Raw genomic sequence first — 23,116 nt, forward strand, 5'->3', positions numbered from 1 at the left:
GCGGATTTGATTGTATTTAGCACCCGGTTTTAGGGCTTACAACTGCAATGTCTTTTAAGTTTTTCCATTGCAAACTGTATAACTCTCGTTTTGTTATAGTCATTTTAGTAGGTTAATGTCTTTGAACACACTTTCTTTGCAACATACAAATACGGAACTTGCCTCTGGCGAGCCGCAGACGTATGTGCGCTTGAATAAAGCAGGCAAGGGCGTGTGTGTAGCTATAACTTTATTAGTGTTTAATACTGTAATGTTGCTAAGCGGTGCACTAGAGGATGCTTTTAAGCTTGAAGCGCTATTAAGTGATGGGTTTATTGTAGAGCCACTGTTACTTAGTCTTGCGCAATTTTTAGCTCATCCGATCATATCAAGTCAGTTACTAATCGGCCTTTGTTGGTTATTGTTCCATATTTTTCCAGCGCGTCGTGCTGGAATAATCCTCCGTAAAGCAGCCTTTGCTTTTGGCGAGGCTAAAGTTCAGCAACCTGTGATCTCTTCACACGGTTGTCGTGCTCCACCTAGCTTTACAGGTTGTCTGTAAGGCTGCATTTTGTTGCTGGTTTTAATTATTTGTTCTTGCTGTAAATAATTAAAGTTAGCGTATACAAAGTAGCTCTGTGTTTTTAAACACATTCAGCCAACCAACACTCACCCAAGTTAACTTTTATTACGTTATATAAATGCGTTTAGAAAGCTGGGTTTGTTGCTAGGTCATAATTGGCATGAGCTTTAACTTTTGAATAGCCCCCTTATTTTATAATTTAATTCTAGTTAACTTGGGTTTTTATTGAAAAATCGTTGCTTTGGTTTTCATTTAAGCAGCAAATTAAAACTCTAGGTTTGTAGGATACTCCCTTGTTAATTCGTAACCTTTGTAATATTGCTTTAGCTAGTACAGTGCTGGCGTTGTCAGGCTGTAAAGGCGGGATACTCGATCCAAAAGGGCAAATAGGCATTGATGAGAAAAATTTAATCATCATCGCAACCGTGCTTATGTTGCTTGTAGTCGTTCCCGTTATTGTGATGACTTTGTATTTCGCTTGGAAATACAGAGATACTCAAAACCAAGAAATTTATGCGCCCAAATGGGCTCATTCAAATAAAATTGAAGCTGCAGTTTGGGCTGTTCCTATTGTTATTGTGATTATCTTAGGTGTTATTACCTGGGAATCTACCCAAGAGCTAGACCCTTACAAGCCGATTGAAGGTAAAGGTGATCATCTAACTGTTGAAGTAGTGTCATTAAATTGGAAATGGTTATTTATTTACCCAGAGCAAGGTATTGCTACGGTAAACGAATTGGTATTTCCAGCTAATGTACCTGTTGAATATAAAATCACGTCAGAAAGTACAATGAACTCGTTTTTTATTCCTCAGCTTGGCAGCCAAATATACTCAATGGCTGGCATGGAAACCAAGCTTCACTTAATTGCAAATGAACCGGGTACTTTTAAAGGGTTTTCGGCTAATTACAGTGGCGCAGGTTTTACTGGTATGAAATTCAATGCCATTGCTACTCCTACCCAAGCAGATTTTGATAAGTGGGTAATTAGCGTTAAAGCTAATGCTAATAACCTTACTCATGCGAATTATGTTGAGCTTGCAAAAGCAAGCGAAAATAACCCCGTTTCTTATTACGGTAAAGTTGATGACGGCTTATTTCATACCATTGTTATGAAGTATATGCAGGCGCATGGCGATATGAACAAAAAGCACCATGCAATGGGCGAACATGGGCAAATGAGCAAAAAGCATCATGAAATGGTTGAGCACTCAATGCCTTCATCTCACAGCCAAGGCGAGGAATAATAATGTCGTTTTTAGGTAATCTTTCACTCGACGCAATTCCGTTTCATGAGCCAATTCTTGTGTTCACGATGTCGGTTATTGCGATAGCTGGGCTTATTATTGCCGGGCTTATTACAAAGTATAAAAAATGGGGCGTGCTTTGGCGCGACTGGATCACGTCTGTCGATCACAAACGCTTAGGCGTGATGTATATCCTTTTAGCGTTAATAATGCTGTTTCGTGGTTTTTCTGATGCCATAATGATGCGAGCGCAGTTAGCACTTGCTACCAGTGGTGCGCCGGGTTATTTGCCACCAGAGCATTACGACCAAATATTTACCGCTCACGGCGTAATTATGATCATATTTATGGCGATGCCATTTATGATTGGTTTAATGAACATTGTGTTGCCTCTACAAATTGGTGCACGTGATGTTGCATTCCCATTTCTAAATAATTTAAGTTTTTGGTTTACCGCCAGCGGCGCCATCTTAATTAATTTATCGCTTGTATTTGGTGAGTTTGCAAAAACAGGTTGGGTGGCATATCCGCCGCTTTCGGAGCTGACCTTTAGCCCTGGGGTGGGGGTTGATTATTATATCTGGGCGCTACAAATATCCGGGCTCGGTACGCTTTTAACGGCAGTAAACTTTTTAGTTACTGTATTTAAAATGCGTGCTTCAGGCATGACCCTAATGAAAATGCCAATTTTTACATGGGCATGTACGTGGGCAAATATCTTAATTGCAGCCTCTTTCCCAATTTTAACTGCTGTGCTGGCCATGCTTACGCTTGACCGCTACCTTGACTTTCACTTTTTTACCAATGCAGCGGGCGGCAACGCCATGATGTACATCAACCTGTTTTGGGCTTGGGGTCATCCTGAGGTTTATATTTTAGTACTACCTGCTTTTGGTATTTTTTCTGAAATTATCTCAACGTTTGCTGGTAAGCGCTTATTTGGTTACAAGTCGATGGTTTATGCCAGCGGTGCTATCTCAATTTTAGGTTTTATTGTTTGGCTACATCACTTTTTCACCATGGGGTCCAGTGCAAACGTTAATGCGTTCTTTGGGGTAATGACCATGGTTATTGCCGTACCAACTGGGGTTAAGTTATTTAACTGGTTATTTACCATTTACCGAGGCCGTTTACGTATTAGCGTTCCGGTGCTTTGGACGCTTGGTTTTATGATTACCTTTACAGTAGGCGGTATGACCGGTGTATTACTTGCGATTCCGGGTGCCGATTACGTATTGCATAACAGCTTATTCTTAATTGCGCATTTTCATAACACTATTATTGGTGGCGCAGTATTTGGCTACCTTGCTGGTTTTGTATTTTGGTTCCCTAAAGCAATGGGCTTTAAGCTTAACGAAAAATGGGGTAAAGCATCATTTTGGTGTTGGATTATCGGTTTCTTCGTTGCCTTTATGCCGTTGTATGTACTTGGTTTCTTAGGTATGACACGTCGTTTAAACCATACCAATAATCCAGATTGGAACATGTGGTTATACATTGCCGCAGGCGGTGCTGTAATTATTATGTTTGGTATTATCAGTCAAGCAATTCAACTATTTGTAAGCTTTAGAGACCGTGAAGCACTTGACGATACAACCGGCGATCCGTGGAACGGCCATACACTTGAATGGGCAACTAGCTCACCTCCACAAGTGTATAACTTTGCAACTATTCCTCACGTTGATGACATTGATGCATGGACCGAGGCGAAAGAAAAAGGCCAAGCTTATCAAACAAAAGCAAGTTATAGCCCAATTCATATGCCTAAAAATACCTCTGCGGGTGTATTTATGGCAGCCAGCCTAACGGTATTTTGTTTTGCAATGATCTGGCACATCTGGTGGTTAGCTGTAGTAGGGCTAGTGGGTGGAATTGCCATATTTATTAAGCGTTGTTACACCAATGATGTTGATTACTACATACAGCCAGATGAAATTGCACGCACTGAAGCTGCGTATAATTCAAGTGGAAATAAGGAGCTAAACGCGTGAGTACACTTTCTGCAAATCTAGAATCTGCAAATTTAGACTCTGTATCGCACGATGATCATGCCCACGCGCATGATCATCACGACACCTCGGGCGATACGATATTTGGCTTTTGGTTATACCTAATGACCGATTGCCTATTATTTGCCTCGTTTTTTGCCACCTACGCAGTGCTGTTTATGAACACTGCCGGTGGTGTATCAGGTAAAGATATTTTCGAACTCGACTTTGTTGCAGTAGAAACCGCTGCGCTACTTATTAGTAGTATTACCTTTGGCTTTGCCATGATTGCTGCTCAAGGGCAAAAAAAGGCACTAACACTTACTTGGTTATTTATTACCTTTTGTTTAGGTGCTGCGTTTATTGGTATGGAAATATACGAATTTCATCACCTAATTGTGCATGGTAATGGCCCACAACAAAGTGCCTTTTTAACGTCGTTCTTCTCGTTAGTTGGCCTACATGGTTTACATGTAACGGCGGGTTTAATTTGGATGACAATTATGATGATAGAAGTGGCTAAACGTGGTTTAGGTAAACCAACCGTAACGCGCTTAAGCTGTCTAAGCCTATTTTGGCACTTCTTAGACATTGTTTGGATTTGTGTATTTACCGTTGTTTATTTAATGGGAGCAATGTAATGAGCCACAGCGAAACACATGCGTTAAAGCAAATGCAAAGTGATCACCATGATGAATCTCATGGCAGCGTTAAAACTTACTTAATAGGCTTTGTGCTATCAATAATTTTAACCGCCATACCGTTTTACATGGTAATGGAAGGCGACTTTTCTAAAGTAACTACGCTTTGGAGCATTGTTACTTTAGCTATTGTACAAATTTGGGTGCATTTGAAATACTTTTTACATCTTAATTTTACGACAGAAGATGGCCGTGCAAGTACGTTCTCATTCCTATTCAGTGCCCTGATCATCGTAATGGTTGTTGGGCTATCTGTTTGGATTATTTACGAATCTAACGCAATGATGATGTACTAGGAGTTTAAAATGTTTCGTCGTTATTTATCAGTGACTAAGCCAGGCATTATTATGGGTAATCTTATTAGCGTTGCAGGTGGATTTTTACTTGCCTCACGAGGAGATGTAGATCCTTGGTTAATGATTGCTACTTTAATTGGCTTGTCGCTTGTGGTTGCATCGGGCTGTGCTATCAACAATGTTATTGATAGAGATATAGATGTAGCCATGGCACGTACTCGTACGCGGGTTACAGTAACGGGCGAAATGTCGGCCTTTGCTGCACTGAGTCACGGTGTTTTATTGGGTGTTGTTGGCTTTGGTTTACTCATTGCTTACACCACTCAAGCCGCGGTATTTTTTGCAGCGTTTGGCTATGTAATTTATGTAGGGGTATATAGCCTCTACATGAAACGCAACTCTGTTTATGGCACATTTGTCGGAAGCCTTTCTGGCGCTGTACCGCCAGTAGTAGGTTACTGCGCCGTAACAGGGCAGTTCGATATGGGCGCATTAATACTGCTGGTTATGTTTAGCTTGTGGCAAATGCCGCACTCATATGCCATTGCTATTTTTCGCTTTAAAGATTACCAAGCAGCAGGTATTCCTGTACTACCCGTTGCACAAGGCATAGATAAAGCCAAGCGCCATATTGTCCTTTATATTGCTGTGTACGCTTTAGTCGTCATGCTATTACCAATAAGTGGCTACACGGGTGCCGCCTTTATGGCTGTGGCGTGTATTACCAGCTTTTGGTGGCTGTTAATGGCGCTTCGTGGTTATCGTCGTAATATTGATTTAACAGGCTGGGCTCGCCAAGTGTTTGCCTTTTCAATTGTTAATATTACAGCTTTAAGTATTGCCATGGCAGTTGACTACCACAGTGCAGCACCACAACTATTTGCACTTATATAGTTTAATTAATTTAGCTTTCCAAAGTTAATCCAAAGGCTCGAAAGAGCCTTTTTTTATGCCTAAAATAACTGTGCAATAGAGCGCTTATTGGCTAGTTCTAGGCTTTGTTTTATAAGCGCTCTTACATCAGGTGATTTATTTTGGCTTAGCTTAAAGTTTCCACTCCAATGAGTGGGAGTAAACTCTATAAAGCTTAATTGTTGATACATTACTTGGCGACTGTGTATGGGCACGCCATTAATATTCCACATTGGCTTAAAGGTTTGCTCAAAATGGGTTGTTAATTGACTCATTATTTTTTCTTTCTCGATGCCGCTTTTAATAATCACTACCTTTGCAGTAACTTGTACAGATGAGTAAAGCCAGCTCGGGAGTGTTTTATTCTTACTATACGACGGAGATAGATAACAGCTGTCACCAGTAAAGTGTAATTTTACAGAGCGTTTATCACATTGCGTTAACGGATTATTTTTTGCTACGTGTGCAATAAATACATTACGTGAGGGCTCATATAATACAGGTACTTGGCATATATTATTTAAGTCACTTTGCAAGCATGGCGTTAAAATACTCGCTAGAGGAAATTGCTCAACTAAAGCCTGCAAACGTTCAATATTATGCTCTTGAAAATGCATCGGTGGGTACATTAAAGCCTCCCCTCTAGTTGTAATTTTATATCCGGCCACTGATCATCGACTATGCTAAATTTTGCTGTGCTTCTAAAATTGCCATCACTTAGTAATCTATCTTTATGGGCCACACCTTCAAAACGAGCGCCTAAACGCGTTATTGCATTACGTGATCTTTTATTATTTTCGTGAGTGTTAAATGAAATACGCACTAAACGTAGCTTTTCAAATGCGTAATTAAGTAATAAGTATTTAGCATGTGAATTTATGTAAGTACGCTGCCAGTCATTACTAATAAATGTATGACCAATTTCAGCGCTTAAATTATGTGTATCTAGCTTAAATAACCGTGTTGTGCCCACTATTTGCTTTGTGTTTTTATCAATAATGGCAAAAACAACTTGTTCGTTTTTATTAAATTGCGCCTGAGTTAAAAACCATTCGTTTAGTATTGCAGGGCTTTTAGTGTAATTGCTTAATATCCACTGCCATATATTAGGGTGCTGACCCGCTTTATATAAACCATTTAGGTGCTTATGGTTTAATGGCTCTAAAATGACCTTGTTTGTGTAATGTGTTTGCAGAGTAAACATTATTGGCTCCATTTTTGCTATTTGTGAGCAACAAATGTACGCTTATTTGGGTTGGTAAAAACAACCAGAATACAACTTTTATCTATACCAGATTGAGGGAAATATATGCAGCCGCTTAATATTGAGTTTAATGAGCAACGCAAAGCAAAGTATTTGCAGCTAGCGCAAGCACTTCGTAGCGCAATTATTAAAGGCGATATAGCGGTAGGCACTAAGCTCAGCTCAGCCAGAGAAATGGCGCAAACCTACCAGTTAAACCGTCATACAATAATGAATGCTTTACAGCTATTAGTAGCTGAAGGCTGGGTTGAGTCTCATGAGCGCTCAGGATATAAGGTAACGCAAACCCTACCAATTCAAAGTAGTGCTAATACTAAGCAAGTACCTGTTGTAACGCCTAAACCCTATAAATTTGCCAAGGAGTTAGCAGTGCCTGCGCCTGCTATGAACCTAAATGATTTCAAATATAACTTTGCAGGTGGACTTCCTGATCTTAATTGCTTCCCATATAAACAATTCAAACGCTCTTTGAGTTATGTATTTAATAATGTAGATACCAGTAAGTTTCACTATGGTGATATAAGCGGAGTCAGTGAGTTAAAGCAGCAAATAAGCAGCTATTTACACAAAGCACGCAACCTTAAAGTAACTGATTTACTAATATGTAATGGCTCTCAGGAAGCATTATTTTTAATTTCAAAGGTTTTTATAAATAAAGGTGATTTTGTCGCTGTTGAGACGTTAGGTTATCCGCCTGCTCGTAAAGCTTTTGTGGCATGCGGTGCACAATTAGTAGATATAAAACAAGATGAGTATGGTCTTTGTGTTGACGATTTAAAGGCGCAACTTAGTCGCTACTCAATTAAAATGCTATACTTAACTCCACTGCATCAATACCCGACAACCGTAACTTTATCGCCTACACGGCGTATGCAAATTTATCAGCTGTGTTATAAGTATGGCGTGATGATCATTGAAGATGATTACGATCACGAGTTTCACTATAAGTGCCAGCCACTTCAGCCTATGGCAGCAGATGACCCAGCCGGTATTGTAATTTACCTTTCTACTTTCTCTAAAATTATGTTTTCGGCAGCCCGCATAGGCTACATATGTGCACCGGAAGAGGTTATTGCACAGCTAAGTGCCTGGAAACAGTTAATGAATCATAAAAACGATGTGGTTATGCAATTAGCTGTAGCGCACTTTATGAAGGAAGGGAGTTTTGAGGCGCACTTAAAACGAATGACCAAGCTCTACAAGCAAAGATTTGAGGCAATGGACAACGAGTTAAACCTTATGCAATCAAAGGGCTTACCAATAGAATATGTAAAGCCTGATGGTGGTATGGCTATGTGGGTTAATTTAAATATAAATACAGCAGGCCTAAAACCAATATTGCAAAATAAAAGTATTTATCTACAAGTAGAGCATGAATTTTATTTTTCAGGTTCAGTACGAAGTTTAAAACCTAAACGTTTTAGTTATTCACGGTTAGGTTTTGCAGGGCAATCAATAGAGACAATGCAAACAGGGCTCTCATTAATAGCCAAAAACGTTTATTAGGTTACTTTTTAAAGCTCTCAGCATCATAAAATAATGGCTTTAATGTACCGCAGTTTATAAATTTATAAGTAAGCTCATTTTGTGTAGGAATAAGCTTAAACGATCTAAATTTTTGCATGCACGCATTAACTAAATCAACAAAAATTAAGTGATTATAACTAGGGGCTTGCTCAATTTTATGAATATAAATACGTTCAGTGCTGCCTAAATCAATCATGTCGTATTCTTGCCATTGAGTTGGCTCTGTTAAGTCTTTTAATTGTCGTGCATAAAGCTGTTTACTCATTTCTATTGCAATATTTGAATAAATTAAAGATCCATCTTTTCTGTAATCGCCTTCAAAAACATCTGCGGTAATTGTTATTTCTTCACCGCGCATTAAACGTTGAATATTAAAAGGTTGAGGCTTTAAGGTTATAAGCTCAGCGTTGCGTACAAACTCTAAAAAAGCAACGTTTGGATTTTTGATTCTATAAACCACTTGCACATCATGTGGCAGTTTATAGCTTGGTAAATTTAGTGCATAAATTCCCGAACCTTTGTTAACTAAAGCCATAGCGTGCTCAGCATTGTATTTAGGGTTGAGGGGGGGCAATTCTGCTTGCTCTTCCTCAGCAAAAGCGTATCCGCTTATAGTAATGATCAACAAAGTAAGTAATAAACGCATAATAACCTCAATTAATTTATAAGCTTATATTGTAGTATATAGCTTTAATAACTCTAAATTTAATAGGTTTATTTAAATACATATAGCAAAAAGGCTCGTAAGAGCCTTATTGTGTTTACATGTAGTAGGTTATTACTTAATCGCTTTTTTAACTTCACGCCAGTCAACAATTTTAAAGTTTTGGGGTTGTAGCGGCATACGGTTATAGCCGTCTTGTACTATAAGTATACCTTCAGGGTAGCCTGGTAAAGGTTTTGCTGTAACGGTTAAGCCGTCTGTTTCACCTGCGCCATCAATGCCTTTATCTAGATTAGCAATCACATTAAACTTACCTGCAAAGCTTAGACTAGGTTGTGTATCATCTGAGATTTTGTAAAGCACGTAGCTATTATCGCCTTGGCTTGATACCACTAAATAACGAGCATCATCAGCATGATAAATTTCCATGCCTTCAACATCAGCAACAAGTTGCTCATTTACACCTTGTAGCATGAGCGCTTTGTTACCAGCACTGGGTTCAGCACCGATATACCAAATGCCTTGATCTTCTTCGCCGGCAAATAATTGTCCTAGTTTATCATCAGCGCTACAGCCTTCAGGCTGGCTTGGTAGGGTAAACTCTCTAACCAGTTCACCGCTTAGGTTATCTTGCTCACCGGTGAGTTTATATTGCTGGAATAAACCTGATTTATCATTAACAAACACGTATTGACCTGATTCGGACGAATACATACACATACCGTAAATCTCAGTCAGGTTAGTCGCTACTTCTGTTATATGGTTTACTTTGTTCTCGCTATCGACAGTAAACACGCTAATACTGTTAAGCGTGCGGTTGCTGGCTGTGATCCAAGTATGGGTTTCGTTGTTTATACTTTGATGCTGGCGTACATCAACATTATTTAAACGCCCAACATTAAGTGATTGTATTTTGTTGCCATCAAGATCATAAACCATCAAGCCGCGGCGTTTATCTGTGCCTAAAATTAAGCTGCTTTTAGCGTCTTGTTCGTTTATCCAAATTGCAGGGTCATCTGCTGCATCACCAAATGCTGCAACCGGTGTTGTTTGTGCATTGGCGTGAATATGCGTCATGGCAACTTTATTTTTTGAAGGCGCAGGCTGCGCAGTGTAGTTAACGTTTGCTTGAATATAGGCACCTGTTTCATCATCAATTAAAACCAGCTGCGCTTCATTGTCATTGATCAAACTCGCTGCAACAGATTCAATTGTATGATCGCCAAAAAGTGACCACTGACTTAGTTTTTCAGTATTTTCATGGTAAGCATAGATCATATTGCCATCAGTGGCGGTAAGCCATAAAGTACCATCTTGTGATACTGATAATGCGCCAATTTCACTGTTTAATTCACCGTATGGTTGTACTAAAGCCACAGGTTGTTTATTAGCACCTGATTCGGCATCAGCATTAATGGACCAAACACCTAGCTCAGCTTCACCCACATACAAAGTTTTAGTTTCATCATTAACAGCACAGCCTGAAGCCTCAGTGACTGCAGAGAACTCACGCACTGCAATATTTTTAGCTTGCTTAGTGGCTAAATCATAAATGATGGTTTCGCTGATCAAACCTCTAACATCTGGCACAAACGCTGAGATAGTCTCGTTATCAGTGCTTTTATATAAACACACGGCATCAGGCTGAGCTTGAGGCGGGGTTATACGCGATAGTTCATTTAGCTGCCAAGTTTGACCATTTTTTTCAAGTTCAAAGATGACGACGTTGTCTTGGCTTTTATCAATGCTTGAGAGTAAAAATTGCTGCGCTGATAATTGTTTTAGTGAAATTGACTCAAAGTGACCGGGTAACAGCACACTGCTTTGCTCGTTATCGGCAATTAATAAACCTTGGCTTTCGCTCGTCATTAACCATTGATTATTGCCAAGTGCAGCAGCTTGTGAGCCTTGCATGCTTTGTTGTGGGCCGAATAATTTAGTCTTAATATCTGTTTTTTTAATATATGGCTTTGCAATGGCTGTATTATTTTGCGTATCGTCATTACTTGTACAACCGCTTATTGCAGTTATTAGGAGTGCACTGCCAAGCACCGCTGAAATTGTATTTAGTTTAAAGTTCATTATTTTATCCTTTACTTATCTATGTGCTTTTCAGTGCTAAAACGTACTTCACCAAGGTGATTAATCGCACTTACACTGAGTGTTTCGCCACTGATAGATACACTTAAAAAACCAGGTGTTGCTTCTGCGTAGCGGGTAAATTCACGTTGTTTTACAAACCGTGCTTCACTGCCTCCACCAGAGACAAAGTGAGCCACTTTGCTATTTTTTGGTTGGTTGTATTGCAAGTCGTGCTCGTGTCCAGCGATATAAGCGTGCACGTTATGACGCTCCAAAATAGGTTCTAAAATGTCGCGAAGCCCTTGGTTACGGCCAAAGCGTTTACCACTTGAATAAAGCGGGTGATGGCCTACCACAATTTTCCATTTTGCTTTACTGCCTGCAAGTTGGGTTTCAAGCCAAGTAAGCTGGGCTTTATAGCCTTGCCCCTGGGTTGAACGGTATTTATCACGGTCTTTATATTCAGGCTGGATCGGATTGGTATCTAAAAAAACCATTAACACTTGCTCGTTGTTTTCAAGCGCAAATGTTTTACTGTAGTACCTTGCAGGTAACTGCCAACGCTGGCTTTTTTCTGTGTAGTCAATTTGTGCTTGGGCATTACCCAAGTAATCGTGATTACCTAACACAACATACCAGTCTTCAAAAGTATGCGGGCCATGATATATGTTCTCAAAGGCTGATTGCCAAAGCGGATCGTTCACGCTTGCCACACCATTTGGGTAAAAGTTATCGCCAGTTGAGACGATAAAGTCCGCATCAGTTTGGTACATGGCTATTTCTAATTGGTGAGCCACTTCTTTTTGATAAAAGTGGCCGTTGTGTCCCCAATCACCAATTACCATAAAGTTAAGGCTATCAGGTAGCGTATTTAACTTAGCTATTTTTTGCTGTTGATAAAGCTCATCTTTATAAATAACAGACTCGTCAGCACTGAGTGCTGATGAGCTTAGTAGGGCGGCCATTATGAAAGACAATTTAAACATGTTCTAACTCCAAAAGGCACGTAATAGCAAGCGATTACGTGCCTAATATGATTATGCCTGCTATTAAAATGCGTAACGCAACATGACTTGAATAACAGGACCGGCTTCTTCAGATTCCAGTTCGTACTCATCAAAGTCACGATTTTTTTGGTCATCAAGTGAATCAAACTTGTTAAATACCTCATCTTTACTGGCATCAAGTAAGTTTGAACCAACTAGGCGAAGGGTTACGTCATCCCAGCGCTTTTCAACGAAAAGCTCTAAATCAGCACCATAAGAGGTTGTAACTTCTTCACCTACAAAGCGTCCGTATGCATCACCTTGGTTACGGTAAGTTGCACCAAATGATGCACGCAGTATTGGTAAATCTTGGATAAAGCCAATGTTATAAACATAATCAGATTGGTCGTTAAATTTACGTTTCCCAAAACTGTCTTCAACTTCACTGTCGAGCCAAGAGTAATTCAAGAAGATACCTGTATTAGGCATGTTCAAGGCGCTAAGCGGGGTTGATAAATCAAATTCAATACCTTGAACTGTGCCATCGCCGGTATTTTGAGGCTGCAGTACAAATGTGCCTTCACCTTCTGAGCCTTCAACGCCTGTGCTGGCAATTTCGATTAGGTCGCTAACATCACGATAAAATACGTTTACCCCGACAACACCACTTTTCCCTAAACGGTATTCGTAGCCTAAATCGATACCCCAAGATGATTCTGGTTTGAGGTTTGGGTTACCTAAAAAGTCATTATCGGCAAGCTCTTCTTCAAGCAGAGCAGGTGTAATGTAGTCAAAGTCAGGGCGACGTAAGCTACGTGCAACAGAGGCACTCACCCGACCATTATCACTTACACTGTAACGAAAGTGAGCTGATGGTAAGAAAAAGTCATAGTCGTTCTGTGCACTAATGCCTTCATTGGTATCGGTAATACTAGAATCTGTTGACTCCCAACGTATGCCCATCTCCCATGAGAACACATCAGCTTCATGTTTAATGAGTGCAAATAAATCAAGGCGGTCTTCTTCGAGGGTATTTACGCCACCGTCAACAGCTTCAAATTCGTTATTGAATACAGCGAGTGACATAGGTGTCTGGTTAAATTGATCCCAGCCAGTAAGTGTTTGCTCACTTTCATCTTCAGCTTCTAAAATTGCTGTGTCGCGCTCTTTTCCTTGAACAAAAGCACCAAACTGAACTTCTTTTGAGTCACCTAGCAGTAAGCTATGTTGCCATTGTAATGACCATTCTTTATCGTCAATATCAACAGTTTCTTCTGCTTCCTCAAAAACCATTGGGAGCTCAGATGTATCGAGCTCAACTTCTTGCTCGTAAACTGATTCTTTAAAGCTGGCATAGCCTACTTTAAATTTGCTGCTACCGCCGAGTAGTGATAATTCATAGCCAGAATTTATGTTGTAGTTGGTTTGATCAATGATCGAAACGTTTGCGTTATCCGAGAGTAAATTACCGCCTTCAACAATAGAGCCTGAGGTTGCAGTAGGGTCGTCGTATTCAAAAGAACGTTCGTCTTCGGTACGGTCTGTATCAACCCACATGGCGCTAATATCAAACTTACCACCGTTATCAAATACCTTTTCAAAGCTGGCATTTAATGATGTGTCATCGCCATCACGGGTATCAGATTGATCTTCTCGGTTATCAAAATCATCAGTTGCGTAATTAGGATTATTTTCAGGGCTATCACCATAACGTATGCTTGATTTTTGTTTTGGGTTATAACGACCTTGAAAATTAGCGCCTAATAGTAAACGTCCACCTGCAAACTCAGTACCGTAAACGCCCGCAAAGCTTTCTTTTAGTTCACCATCATCATAGCGTAAGCCTCCTGCACGAATGTAACCGCCGTCTAAGCTGTAGCCATCGCGAAGTACAATGTTAAGGGTGCCCGCAATTGCATCGGCGGAGCGGTTGGCACTTGATGAACGAATTATTTCTACACGCTCGATTAATTCTGCTGGAATACGGTCAACAAAAAATGAGCGATCAGCGCCAGCGCCTGGAACTTCTTCGCCATTGATCAGTACTTTTGTGTAAGCAGGGCTCAAACCGCGCATACGTGCGCCGTCAGATTCAAGTACGTCTGATAAAAATGTAACACTAGGGACACGCTTCAGTGCATCACCTGCGGTGAGTGGTTCAAAGCGTTGAAAGTATTCTTGAGAGTATTCAAGCGTTGGGGCTAGTTCTTGTGAGCGATTGCGATAACCAATCTCACCATATACAACAAGCTCTTCAGAGACTTTTACTTCAGGCTCTCTTGGTGATGTTTGTTCTTGTGCATTCACGCTAACGCTAAATTGGCTCAGTGCTAATGCCGCTACAACAGCATTTAATTTAAATTGTTTCATTGATTTGCTCCGATTGTCCTTGGTTTGGTGAGCAAACTAAAAAAAGTTAATGACGCTAATGTGACAGTTTTAAAGTTAATCCGCGATAAATTCTTAATTTATTGGCTTAAGACTCTTCATTTGAGCTTTTAAAACAGCGCTACAAGTCACTGATAATGGCTGTTGCGAGATAATTTTTTTATAAACTTTAATCTGAATGTCATATCAATGAGCCAAAATGACCCTGACGTATAAAATGATCCCGCGCTAGCATATGGGTCAAACCAAGTTTAAGAAGATTCAATATCATGCGATATAACCTATTTACCAGCCATGTAAAATTAACCAATACGATTATTTTGTTCTTGGTCATTGCCGTTACAATATGCGCTTACTTTGGCGAACTTAAGCAATGGCAAGAAATTGCGTGGCTCGATATTGTTGGTGAAGGCGGTATTGTACTGATGACCCTAAGCTGGATAACCGCTTTACTTATCTCACGCCCGCCAGGCAAAGTGACCACCTTACTAGTGCTAGGTTTAGGTTTGTTTATGTTCTCAGCCACGCTCGATTTACTCGATGAATGGTTAAAACAACCTTCACAATTATGGCTCTCCTGGTTTGAATCACTGCCAGCGCCGTTTGGTATGTCGCTTACAAGCGCTGGGCTTTATTATTGGCATCAAGAACAGTTTGTTTTAAATCGTCAATTGCGTCGTCGTGAAGCACATTTAAGAGAGCATGAAAAAGTCTGCCCTATAACAGGGTTATACCGGATTAATTACTTCCACTCGCTAATACAGCAACGCCAAAGTGAACAACAAGCAGCCATCTTAGGCATTATTGACATTCGAGACTTTGCAAAGTTTAACGAGCAGTTTGGCTTTAGTGAAGGCGATAGGTTACTAAGAGAAATTAGTGACTTATTAGTAATGAACTGCCGTTTGAATGATGTGTTATGCCGCTATGCAGGTGACTGCTTTATTGTGCTTATGCCGAGTACCAGCCGAAGCCAAGCAAAAGAATTATTAGCGCAAATGAAAGCGGCGCTTAATCATTGTGCGTTTAAAGTCGCAAAAAGCAAAGGTGCACAATTTCAGCATATTCTAACCGCCACAATGGCTATGGATTTAGAGCAAGATCCAGTGCAGCAAACCAGCCAATTACATCAACAACTACAACAACAAAAGGCGCTTGTAGGTGCAGCAGTATATTAGCTTAGATGATAAATATCTAAGCGCCGAGGGGATTATCACTGCGCTGGTGGAGCTTGCTCAAGGGCGAGGGATCCCCTTGCATAAGTTACTGCGTGGTACGGGTATTTTTGAGCAAGACTTATATGATTTATCACAGTGCTTTAGTTTGTCGCTGCTATTAGCATTAATTTGTCAGTTTAAAACCTTAATGAAAAGTAACGACAGTGGTTTTTTACTTGGTCATCAATTGGTTAATGATGTTAGCCCTACAATGCAAAGTGTTCGCTTAAGCCCGACGCTTGGTGCTGCGTTAAAACAATTGCAACAAATTCGCGCCACGTTAGCCCCTTTATTTTTTACTCGTGGGCATATATTTCAAGAAGATTTTTATCTGTACTTGCAGCCAAGTATCGGTATGGATGAATCGTTAAAGAGTTATTGTTTTGAAATATACAGTGCAGCGTTTATTAGTTTACTAAAAAGGGTCAGTAGTCACTATCCGCACTGTTATTTTGACTTTACCTGTAAACGCCCACGGCATATTCAAGAGTATGAACAGCATTTAGGTTTACGGGTACGGTTTGAGCAACCCTATACTCGTTGGCACTTTGATAAACAACTGCTTAAGTGTGCAAATTCAGAGTCGAGTGCATTGCGGTGGCAGCAATCTATTGCACAAAGTGAGTTACATAAGAATGTATCGCAGTCTTTTGTTGAAGCTGTTTGCCAACGTATTTATCGGGATAAAAATAATAGCCTTGCTAATAGCGCAGAGTATTTTGCAATGAGCCCAGCTACGTTCAAACGTAAATTAAAACAACATGGTGTGAGTTATTCGCAATTACAAGATGAGCAAAATAAACTTAAAGCACTGCATTTACTTGGTGTACGCCAGCAAGGCAATGAACAAGTCGCAGAGCGTTTAGCATTTTATGATATTCCTAATTTTCGCCGCGCTTTTAAGCGCTGGACCGGCATTACACCGAGTCAGTTAAAAATATAACTAAAAACGGGCTGCTTGTTCAATAACAATACCGTGGCGCTGTGCTAAACGTTCGTGGTTCCTGTCGTAACCACCGCCAATAACACTGGCTACGGGGATGTTGTGTTCAAGGCAGCGCTTAAATACTAAATGGTCACGCTTTTTAATACCCTCCCACGTTATATCTAGTTTACCTAAGCCGTCGTCTTGCCAAATATCTACACCTGCATCGTAAAGCACTAAATCGGGGTTTAGCTCTTTTAATAAAAACTGTAGGGTGTCGTCCACAATGCCTAAGTATTCAGTGTCTTGCATATTATTAGCAAGGCCAATGTCTAAATCACTAGGGGATTTTCTAAACGGGAAGTTTTTTTCGCAGTGTATAGAGCAGGTATACGCATAGGGCTGATGCGCAAGCATTGCAGCTGTGCCATCGCCTTGGTGTACGTCTAAATCAAAAATGAGCACGTTGGTCACTTCACCGCTTTGTATTAACGTTTGTGCGGTAAAGGCTAAGTCGTTAACCATACAAAAACCTGAGCCAAAATCGCTATGCGCATGGTGAGTGCCCCCAGCTAAATGGCACGCCAAACCATGCTCTAATGCTAAGCGAGCAGTGCGTAATGTACCTTGGGGAGCAGTGAATGTACGGTTCATTAGCGGTTGCGACCAAGGTAAGCCAATGCGGCGCATGGCTTTTTCGTCTAGGCGATTATGCCATAAATCCTGAATGTAGTTTTCGCAGTGTACAAGTTCTAGTGGCTCTGGGGTGCCAAGTGTAGGCGCTATTAGGTTAGGGCCAATTAAGCCTAGCTCTGCTACGTGTTTGTATAATTGCGCAAATTTACTCATAACAAAACGATGTTTAGGATCAAAGTTAAATGAGTAATTAGAATGATATACCAAAGGTAAATGTGGATTTAAGCGCATAACTACACAGTTTAAAAAGTTTGCGCTATGGTAATCAACTTATGTATTTGAGTCTATTGTGGCTCATGAATAAGTAATGCAAGTTCACGATGTAGTAGCTCGTCATCAGCTAAATTTAGCTCTACTAAGCGCTTTAAATAAGTGATGCTATCTATATCAATATAATGACACTTTAAGCCAATATGATCCTCTTCTATATGGCACATTACTACGTCCATTTTTATTTCTATATCGCTTTGTTCAAGGGTAAAACGTAGCGTTGCTTCACTATTTTTAGTGCCGTTAAAGGCATCGCACTTTGTAATTAGTGCACCATGAAGCGAAACATCAAGCAACTTACACGGGTATTTATGGTTATCAAACTCAAGTAGTGCAGTGGTTGAAAACAACACACGAGAAAACTGACGACGATTTTGCATAGCTTAATTTATCCTTATAGTTATTATATAAATCAAGCATAGCGGGAAATAAGCCAAACAGATAAAAAATGACATAAAAAAGCCCCGCATAAATGCAGGGCTTGTAATATCGTTATCGATTAACCAATTTTTTTGTACTTAATACGCTTAGGTTGTGCAGCTTCTGCGCCTAGGGTCTTTTTAAGCCACTCTTCGTATTCAGTGTAGTTACCATCGAAGAAATTAATTTGGCCTTCGTCGCGGTAATCTAAAATATGCGTTGCAATACGGTCAAGGAACCAACGGTCATGTGATATACACATTACACAGCCTGGGAACTCTAAAATAGCGTTCTCAAGCGCGCGTAGTGTTTCAACGTCTAGGTCATTGGTTGGCTCATCCAGTAGCACCACGTTACCACCAGCTTTTAAAAGTTTAGCAAGGTGTAAACGGTTACGCTCACCACCCGATAAGTCTTTTACAAACTTTTGCTGGTCGTTACCTTTAAAGTTAAAACGGCTAACGTATGCACGGCTTGGGAACTCAAAGTTACCAATTTTTAGCACATCTTGACCATCAGATATTTCTTCAAATACTGTTTTGCTTTCGTCCATGTTGCCACGGAACTGATCAACCGTTGCTAATTCTACAGTTTCACCAATGCTAATATTACCGCTGTCTGGCTGCTCTTCACCGCTTAGCATTTTAAATAGTGTAGATTTACCCGCACCATTGGCACCAATAATACCCACAATAGCGCCTTTTGGCATGCTAAAGCTTAAATCGTCAATGAGTACGCGATCGCCAAAGCTTTTACGAATATTGCTAACTTCAAGCACTTGGTCGCCTAAACGCGGACCAGGTGGAATAAACAACTCGTTAGTTTCGTTGCGTTTTTGGTAATCTGATTGTTGTAGCTCGCTAAACTGCGCCATGCGTGCTTTAGACTTAGCTTGGCGACCTTTAGGATTTGAGCGTACCCACTCAAGTTCTTGAGCAATTGATTTTTGGCGTGCTTTTTCAGATTTTTGCTCTTGTTGTAAACGTGCATCTTTTTGTTCAAGCCAAGAAGAGTAGTTACCTTCCCACGGAATACCTTCACCACGGTCAAGCTCTAATATCCAGCCAGCTACATTATCAAGGAAGTAACGGTCATGCGTTACTGCCACAACAGTGCCTTCGTAATCATGTAAGAAGCGCTCAAGCCATGCAACCGACTCAGCATCTAAGTGGTTAGTAGGCTCATCGAGAATAAGCATATCTGGCTTTTCAAGTAATAAACGACAAATAGCAACACGGCGACGCTCACCACCTGAAAGGTGCTCAATTTTAGCATCCCATTCTGGTAGGCGAAGTGCATCAGCAGCGCGCTCTAAAACGTTATCGATGTTGTGGCCATCGTGCGCTTGAATGATTGCTTCAAGCTCACCTTGTTCTTTAGCAAGTGCGTCAAAGTCAGCGTCTTCCATTGCGTACTCGTTGTACACTTCGTCAAGGCGGTTAAGGGCGTGCTTAACTTCGCCAACGGCTTCTTCAACAATTTCGCGAACTGTTTTGCTTTCGTCCAGCACTGGTTCTTGCGGTAAGTAACCAATTTTAGTACCTGGTTGAGGGCGGGCTTCACCTTCAAACTCTTCATCAACACCCGCCATAATACGTAGTAATGACGATTTACCAGAGCCATTTAAACCAAGCACACCAATTTTAGCACCCGGGAAAAAGTGCAACGAAATATCTTTTAAAATTGTGCGCTTAGGTGGCACAACTTTAGATACTCGACTCATCGAGAAAATAAACTTATCAGGTAAAACCATGGAGGAAAGCCTTCAAATAATAATAAAAATTTCAATGTTGTATTGTAGTTGTTGAGGGGTTAAACAGTCAACGAATGCCGTATAGAACAATACGCTAATCTAAACGACACTTTATTTTATTACCCATTTAAAACATTACTATTACAGGATTTCTATTGTGTAAAATTCTGTAATCTATTGTTTTATATTGTTCAAATACATTTCATTTTTAACAAAAGTGGTACAGTATATTTACAAGCTGTAAAGTATAAGCAAATTATACAGGCAGAACACTCATAGTCGTTGTAAAACATCGCATAATTAAATATTACAAAGGTTTAAAGGAATGAACATGAAAACAGTTACAAAGTTAGGGGCATTACTTTTGGGTTTATACTCATTTTCGAGCCAAGCAGACATACTCCACGTAAATGGCTATTACCAAGGAGTAGGGATAGGGTCTACGCAAATTGATGTATACGAGAGTGATAGCATACAGTTTACAACGCTCTACGGCCGATTTGGATATCAGTTTTCGCGATACTTTGCATTAGAAGGGCGTGTAGGATTTGGATTAAATGATGAATCAACCCCTTTAAACGGAATTGTTTATACTCAAAACCCGCAGGACGGTTCGCTTACCTCAGAACCCATTCAGAGCCAAATTGATTCAAGTCTTGATTTGCAAACAAGTATATTTGTAAAAGCTAATTACCCAATTTCATCTCGCGCTGATGTATTTTTATTTGGTGGCTATGGCAGAAATAAATTAAGTTACAATGAAGGCGACTTAAGAAATCTTGCAGAATCAATAATTGATACAGATTCAGATGTAAATACTTCATTAATCACTGAGCAAAACTATGATGAGGGCGGTGTAACGTACGGCACTGGTATTGACTATAGGTTATCTCAACGCTGGCAAATAAGCGCTGAATACCAATATTTTGATACAGATGAAGGCGATATTTACGCTCTTAATTTATCTGTAAATTATCGTTTTTAATTTCAATAGCGCTACAATTTTTTAGTAGCGCTACCTTAATACACTTAAACAAAGTGCTTCAATATAAATACTTTCCCTCCTCATTTTAGTAATTCTTAGAAAATCATGAATAAATTTCATTTAGACATCTATACATCTAGAGGTTGATATTTTTGGCGTTCTGTTCATAATGAGAGCGTATTAATTCTCGGTTTTTATGAGCAGGAGCTTAAAGGATGCCAATTACAGTTAAAGACGAACTACCGGCTATTGCCCGTTTACGCGAAGAAAACGTGTTTGTAATGCCAAAAAGTCGTGCAAAAACGCAAGAAATACGTCCAATGCGTTTGGCTATTTTAAATTTAATGCCTAATAAAGTAGAAACCGAAGTACAGTTTATTCGTTTGCTTGCAAATTCGCCCCTGCAAGTAAATGTAGAGCTATTGCGCTTAGATACGCACCGTAGCAGTAGCAACTCAGAAGAGCACCTAGATACTTTTTACCGTTATTTTTCAGAAGTAAAAGACAATAACTACGATGCCTTATTAGTAACTGGCGCACCACTAGCACACCTAGAATACGACGATGTAGCCTACTGGGACGAGCTAAAAGTTATTATTGATTGGGCAGAGCAGCACGTTACCTCTACGTTGTTTTCGTGCTGGGCGGCGCATGCAGCGCTGTATCATCGTTACAACTTAAAGCGTGATTTGAAAGAAGATAAACTATGTGGCGTGTTTACCCACCAGTGTTATTTTGATCACGGTGCATTAACTCGTGGCTTCGACGACACCTTTTTAGTGCCGCACTCACGTTATGGCCACATTGATATAAATAAAATTAATGCCTGCGAAGATATAGTGGTATTGGCAGGCTCCGAAAAAGTAGGCGCTTACTTAATGAAAAATAAGTCGGGCAGCCAAGTGTTTATAACCGGCCACCCAGAATACGATGCCGACACATTAAAAGCTGAGTACGAACGCGATTTACAAAAAAGCCCAGATGCACCAAAACCCGAAAACTATTTTCCAGATAACGATGCAAGTAAAAAGCCGTCAAAAACGTGGCAAAGCCATGCCTTTTTGCTTTTTTCGAACTGGTTAAATTACTACGTGTACCAAACTACACCTTATGATATTAATTTAGTTAGCCAAGATGTGAGGACTAACAACTATGCCGAATAACGTGCCAAACAAAAATAAGCAAAGCGAATTAAGCGCTGCGCTAAAACAGCGTATTTTAATTTTAGATGGTGCAATGGGCACCATGATCCAAACTCACAAGCTTGAAGAAGAAGACTACCGAGGTGAGCGCTTTAAAGACTGGCACGTGCTAATAAAAGGCAATAACGATTTATTAAGTCTTACCAAACCCGAGTTAATTGCCGATATACACCGCAGCTTTTTAGTCGCCGGTGCAGATATTATTGAAACCAATACTTTTAACTCAACCACCATTTCGATGGAAGATTACGACATGGCAAGTATAAGCCGTGAGGTAAACTTAGAGTCAGCTAAACTTGCGCGCGCTATATGTGACGAGTTCACCGCTAAAAATCCAGAAAAACCACGCTATGTAGCGGGTGTTTTAGGGCCAACATCTAAAACCTGTTCTATCTCGCCAGATGTAAACGATCCGGGTTACCGTAACGTAACGTTTGATAAGTTGGTTACTGCTTATGTTGAGTCTACTCTTGCATTAATGGAAGGCGGCGCTGATTTAATACTTATCGAAACCATATTTGACACCCTCAATGCAAAAGCAGCCTCATTCGCAGTAGAAGAAGCATTTGAGCAAGCAGGGCGCACATTACCTGTAATGATCTCGGGCACAATTACCGATGCCTCAGGGCGTACTCTTTCCGGGCAAACAACCGAAGCATTTTATAACTCTATTCGCCATATAAAACCTATTTCGATTGGCCTTAACTGCGCCCTAGGGCCTGATTTACTTCGCCAATACGTAGAAGAGCTTTCGCGTGTTTGCGAAACATTTACCTCAGTACACCCTAATGCCGGTTTACCTAACGAATTTGGTGAGTACGACCTAGAAGCGGGCGATATGGCAGTCGAAATTATAGATTGGGGAAAATCGGGCTTTATAAATATTGTTGGTGGTTGCTGTGGTACAACGCCTGCACATATTCGTGCATTTGCCAAAGGACTTGAAGGGGTAAAGCCTCGCGCATTACCAGAACTTGAAGTACGCATGCGTTTATCAGGTCTTGAAGCCTGTAACTTAAACTAGGAGCCAA

Annotated in this window: 21 protein-coding genes; 12 read left to right on the top strand and 9 right to left on the bottom strand. The window is 40.3% G+C overall.

What is annotated here, in order from left to right; translation table 11 throughout:
* The first annotated feature begins 121 nt into the window (after positions 1-121).
* The 6 genes from ALFOR1_RS04425 to cyoE all read left to right on the top strand — a co-directional run bounded on the left by ALFOR1_RS04425 (position 122) and on the right by cyoE (position 5,688).
* A complete protein-coding gene (locus ALFOR1_RS04425) occupies positions 122-541 on the top strand; it encodes a hypothetical protein (RefSeq protein ID WP_104643621.1) in 420 nt (139 codons plus the stop codon).
* A gap of 314 nt (positions 542-855) precedes the next feature.
* Complete coding sequence (cyoA, locus tag ALFOR1_RS04430; protein WP_058547271.1) at positions 856-1,809, top strand: ubiquinol oxidase subunit II; 954 nt, start codon at positions 856-858, stop codon at positions 1,807-1,809.
* A gap of 2 nt (positions 1,810-1,811) precedes the next feature.
* On the top strand, positions 1,812-3,800 hold the full coding sequence (gene cyoB / locus ALFOR1_RS04435) for a cytochrome o ubiquinol oxidase subunit I (RefSeq protein ID WP_104642180.1): 1,989 nt from the start codon (positions 1,812-1,814) through the stop codon (positions 3,798-3,800).
* Entirely contained in the window at positions 3,797-4,438 is a 642-nt protein-coding gene (gene cyoC, locus ALFOR1_RS04440; RefSeq protein ID WP_089346998.1) for a cytochrome o ubiquinol oxidase subunit III, read from the top strand. Before cyoB ends, cyoC begins: the two co-directional genes overlap by 4 nt.
* The gene (gene cyoD, locus ALFOR1_RS04445) at positions 4,438-4,794 is read left to right on the top strand and encodes a cytochrome o ubiquinol oxidase subunit IV (protein ID WP_058547274.1); all 357 of its coding nucleotides are present in this window, start codon (positions 4,438-4,440) and stop codon (positions 4,792-4,794) included. Before cyoC ends, cyoD begins: the two co-directional genes overlap by 1 nt.
* 9 nt (positions 4,795-4,803) lie before the next feature.
* Positions 4,804-5,688, top strand: coding sequence for a heme o synthase (cyoE, locus tag ALFOR1_RS04450; protein WP_104642181.1), 885 nt, complete (start codon positions 4,804-4,806; stop codon positions 5,686-5,688).
* A 59-nt stretch (positions 5,689-5,747) separates the two neighbouring features.
* Here the strand turns inward: cyoE and ALFOR1_RS04455 are convergent, their stop codons facing one another.
* Together ALFOR1_RS04455 and ALFOR1_RS04460 are read right to left on the bottom strand one after the other, a co-directional pair.
* Entirely contained in the window at positions 5,748-6,335 is a 588-nt protein-coding gene (locus ALFOR1_RS04455) for an FMN-binding negative transcriptional regulator (RefSeq protein WP_104642182.1), read from the bottom strand.
* A complete protein-coding gene (locus ALFOR1_RS04460; protein ID WP_104642183.1) occupies positions 6,335-6,910 on the bottom strand; it encodes a GNAT family N-acetyltransferase in 576 nt (191 codons plus the stop codon). Before ALFOR1_RS04460 ends, ALFOR1_RS04455 begins: the two co-directional genes overlap by 1 nt.
* A gap of 105 nt (positions 6,911-7,015) precedes the next feature.
* Here ALFOR1_RS04460 and pdxR point away from each other — a divergent pair, with 105 nt between their 5' ends.
* The gene (gene pdxR / locus ALFOR1_RS04465; protein WP_104642184.1) at positions 7,016-8,476 is read left to right on the top strand and encodes a MocR-like pyridoxine biosynthesis transcription factor PdxR; all 1,461 of its coding nucleotides are present in this window, start codon (positions 7,016-7,018) and stop codon (positions 8,474-8,476) included.
* 1 nt (position 8,477) lies between these two features.
* On the opposite strand, the gene ALFOR1_RS04470 is transcribed toward pdxR, so the two are convergent.
* The 4 genes from ALFOR1_RS04470 to ALFOR1_RS04485 all read right to left on the bottom strand — a co-directional run bounded on the left by ALFOR1_RS04470 (position 8,478) and on the right by ALFOR1_RS04485 (position 14,599).
* Positions 8,478-9,143 carry a hypothetical protein gene (locus ALFOR1_RS04470; RefSeq protein WP_058547278.1) on the bottom strand — a complete coding sequence of 222 codons (666 nt, stop codon included), beginning with the start codon at positions 9,141-9,143 and terminating at the stop codon, positions 8,478-8,480.
* A 132-nt stretch (positions 9,144-9,275) separates the two neighbouring features.
* Complete coding sequence (locus tag ALFOR1_RS04475) at positions 9,276-11,243, bottom strand: phytase (RefSeq protein WP_104642185.1); 1,968 nt, start codon at positions 11,241-11,243, stop codon at positions 9,276-9,278.
* An 11-nt stretch (positions 11,244-11,254) separates the two neighbouring features.
* Positions 11,255-12,229, bottom strand: coding sequence for a metallophosphoesterase (locus ALFOR1_RS04480; RefSeq protein WP_058547280.1), 975 nt, complete (start codon positions 12,227-12,229; stop codon positions 11,255-11,257).
* Positions 12,230-12,292: 63 nt separating this feature from the next.
* A complete protein-coding gene (locus ALFOR1_RS04485; RefSeq protein WP_104642186.1) occupies positions 12,293-14,599 on the bottom strand; it encodes a TonB-dependent receptor plug domain-containing protein in 2,307 nt (768 codons plus the stop codon).
* A gap of 287 nt (positions 14,600-14,886) precedes the next feature.
* Here ALFOR1_RS04485 and ALFOR1_RS04490 point away from each other — a divergent pair, with 287 nt between their 5' ends.
* On the top strand, positions 14,887-15,795 hold the full coding sequence (locus ALFOR1_RS04490; protein WP_104642187.1) for a GGDEF domain-containing protein: 909 nt from the start codon (positions 14,887-14,889) through the stop codon (positions 15,793-15,795).
* A complete protein-coding gene (locus ALFOR1_RS04495) occupies positions 15,779-16,777 on the top strand; it encodes an AraC family transcriptional regulator (RefSeq protein ID WP_104642188.1) in 999 nt (332 codons plus the stop codon). The genes ALFOR1_RS04490 and ALFOR1_RS04495 overlap by 17 nt, the downstream gene beginning before the upstream one ends.
* Here ALFOR1_RS04495 and ALFOR1_RS04500 read toward each other — a convergent pair whose 3' ends face one another.
* From ALFOR1_RS04500 to ettA, 3 genes are all read right to left on the bottom strand, one after another.
* On the bottom strand, positions 16,778-17,686 hold the full coding sequence (locus ALFOR1_RS04500) for a histone deacetylase family protein (protein ID WP_058547284.1): 909 nt from the start codon (positions 17,684-17,686) through the stop codon (positions 16,778-16,780).
* Positions 17,687-17,739: 53 nt separating this feature from the next.
* Positions 17,740-18,105: a PilZ domain-containing protein gene (locus ALFOR1_RS04505; RefSeq protein ID WP_104642189.1), complete on the bottom strand. Its 366-nt coding sequence runs from the start codon at positions 18,103-18,105 to the stop codon at positions 17,740-17,742.
* 119 nt (positions 18,106-18,224) lie between these two features.
* The gene (gene ettA / locus ALFOR1_RS04510; RefSeq protein ID WP_104642190.1) at positions 18,225-19,898 is read right to left on the bottom strand and encodes an energy-dependent translational throttle protein EttA; all 1,674 of its coding nucleotides are present in this window, start codon (positions 19,896-19,898) and stop codon (positions 18,225-18,227) included.
* 331 nt (positions 19,899-20,229) lie between these two features.
* Here ettA and ALFOR1_RS04515 point away from each other — a divergent pair, with 331 nt between their 5' ends.
* From ALFOR1_RS04515 to ALFOR1_RS04525, 3 genes are all read left to right on the top strand, one after another.
* On the top strand, positions 20,230-20,883 hold the full coding sequence (locus ALFOR1_RS04515; protein WP_104642191.1) for a porin family protein: 654 nt from the start codon (positions 20,230-20,232) through the stop codon (positions 20,881-20,883).
* A 215-nt stretch (positions 20,884-21,098) separates the two neighbouring features.
* Positions 21,099-22,046: a homoserine O-succinyltransferase gene (locus ALFOR1_RS04520; RefSeq protein WP_058547288.1), complete on the top strand. Its 948-nt coding sequence runs from the start codon at positions 21,099-21,101 to the stop codon at positions 22,044-22,046.
* Positions 22,036-23,109: a homocysteine S-methyltransferase family protein gene (locus ALFOR1_RS04525; RefSeq protein WP_104642192.1), complete on the top strand. Its 1,074-nt coding sequence runs from the start codon at positions 22,036-22,038 to the stop codon at positions 23,107-23,109. The genes ALFOR1_RS04520 and ALFOR1_RS04525 overlap by 11 nt, the downstream gene beginning before the upstream one ends.
* Positions 23,110-23,116 lie beyond the last annotated feature (7 nt).

Source organism: Pseudoalteromonas carrageenovora IAM 12662, from assembly GCF_900239935.1.
GTDB classification, from domain to species: domain Bacteria; phylum Pseudomonadota; class Gammaproteobacteria; order Enterobacterales; family Alteromonadaceae; genus Pseudoalteromonas; species Pseudoalteromonas carrageenovora.

Bases quoted from the DNA above. Each gene is read 5' to 3' on its own strand.
- ettA (WP_104642190.1), bottom strand. From the start codon at position 19,898: ATGGTTTTACCTGATAAGTTTATTTTCTCGATGAGTCGAGTATCTAAA.
- cyoD (WP_058547274.1), top strand. From the start codon at position 4,438: ATGAGCCACAGCGAAACACATGCGTTAAAGCAAATGCAAAGTGATCAC.
- ALFOR1_RS04460 (WP_104642183.1), bottom strand. From the start codon at position 6,910: ATGTTTACTCTGCAAACACATTACACAAACAAGGTCATTTTAGAGCCA.
- pdxR (WP_104642184.1), top strand. From the start codon at position 7,016: ATGCAGCCGCTTAATATTGAGTTTAATGAGCAACGCAAAGCAAAGTAT.
- ALFOR1_RS04470 (WP_058547278.1), bottom strand. From the start codon at position 9,143: ATGCGTTTATTACTTACTTTGTTGATCATTACTATAAGCGGATACGCT.
- ALFOR1_RS04500 (WP_058547284.1), bottom strand. From the start codon at position 17,686: ATGCGCTTAAATCCACATTTACCTTTGGTATATCATTCTAATTACTCA.
- ALFOR1_RS04480 (WP_058547280.1), bottom strand. From the start codon at position 12,229: ATGTTTAAATTGTCTTTCATAATGGCCGCCCTACTAAGCTCATCAGCA.
- cyoE (WP_104642181.1), top strand. From the start codon at position 4,804: ATGTTTCGTCGTTATTTATCAGTGACTAAGCCAGGCATTATTATGGGT.
- ALFOR1_RS04520 (WP_058547288.1), top strand. From the start codon at position 21,099: ATGCCAATTACAGTTAAAGACGAACTACCGGCTATTGCCCGTTTACGC.
- ALFOR1_RS04505 (WP_104642189.1), bottom strand. From the start codon at position 18,105: ATGCAAAATCGTCGTCAGTTTTCTCGTGTGTTGTTTTCAACCACTGCA.
- cyoB (WP_104642180.1), top strand. From the start codon at position 1,812: ATGTCGTTTTTAGGTAATCTTTCACTCGACGCAATTCCGTTTCATGAG.
- ALFOR1_RS04490 (WP_104642187.1), top strand. From the start codon at position 14,887: ATGCGATATAACCTATTTACCAGCCATGTAAAATTAACCAATACGATT.
- ALFOR1_RS04525 (WP_104642192.1), top strand. From the start codon at position 22,036: ATGCCGAATAACGTGCCAAACAAAAATAAGCAAAGCGAATTAAGCGCT.
- ALFOR1_RS04485 (WP_104642186.1), bottom strand. From the start codon at position 14,599: ATGAAACAATTTAAATTAAATGCTGTTGTAGCGGCATTAGCACTGAGC.
- ALFOR1_RS04475 (WP_104642185.1), bottom strand. From the start codon at position 11,243: ATGAACTTTAAACTAAATACAATTTCAGCGGTGCTTGGCAGTGCACTC.
- ALFOR1_RS04455 (WP_104642182.1), bottom strand. From the start codon at position 6,335: ATGTACCCACCGATGCATTTTCAAGAGCATAATATTGAACGTTTGCAG.
- ALFOR1_RS04515 (WP_104642191.1), top strand. From the start codon at position 20,230: ATGAAAACAGTTACAAAGTTAGGGGCATTACTTTTGGGTTTATACTCA.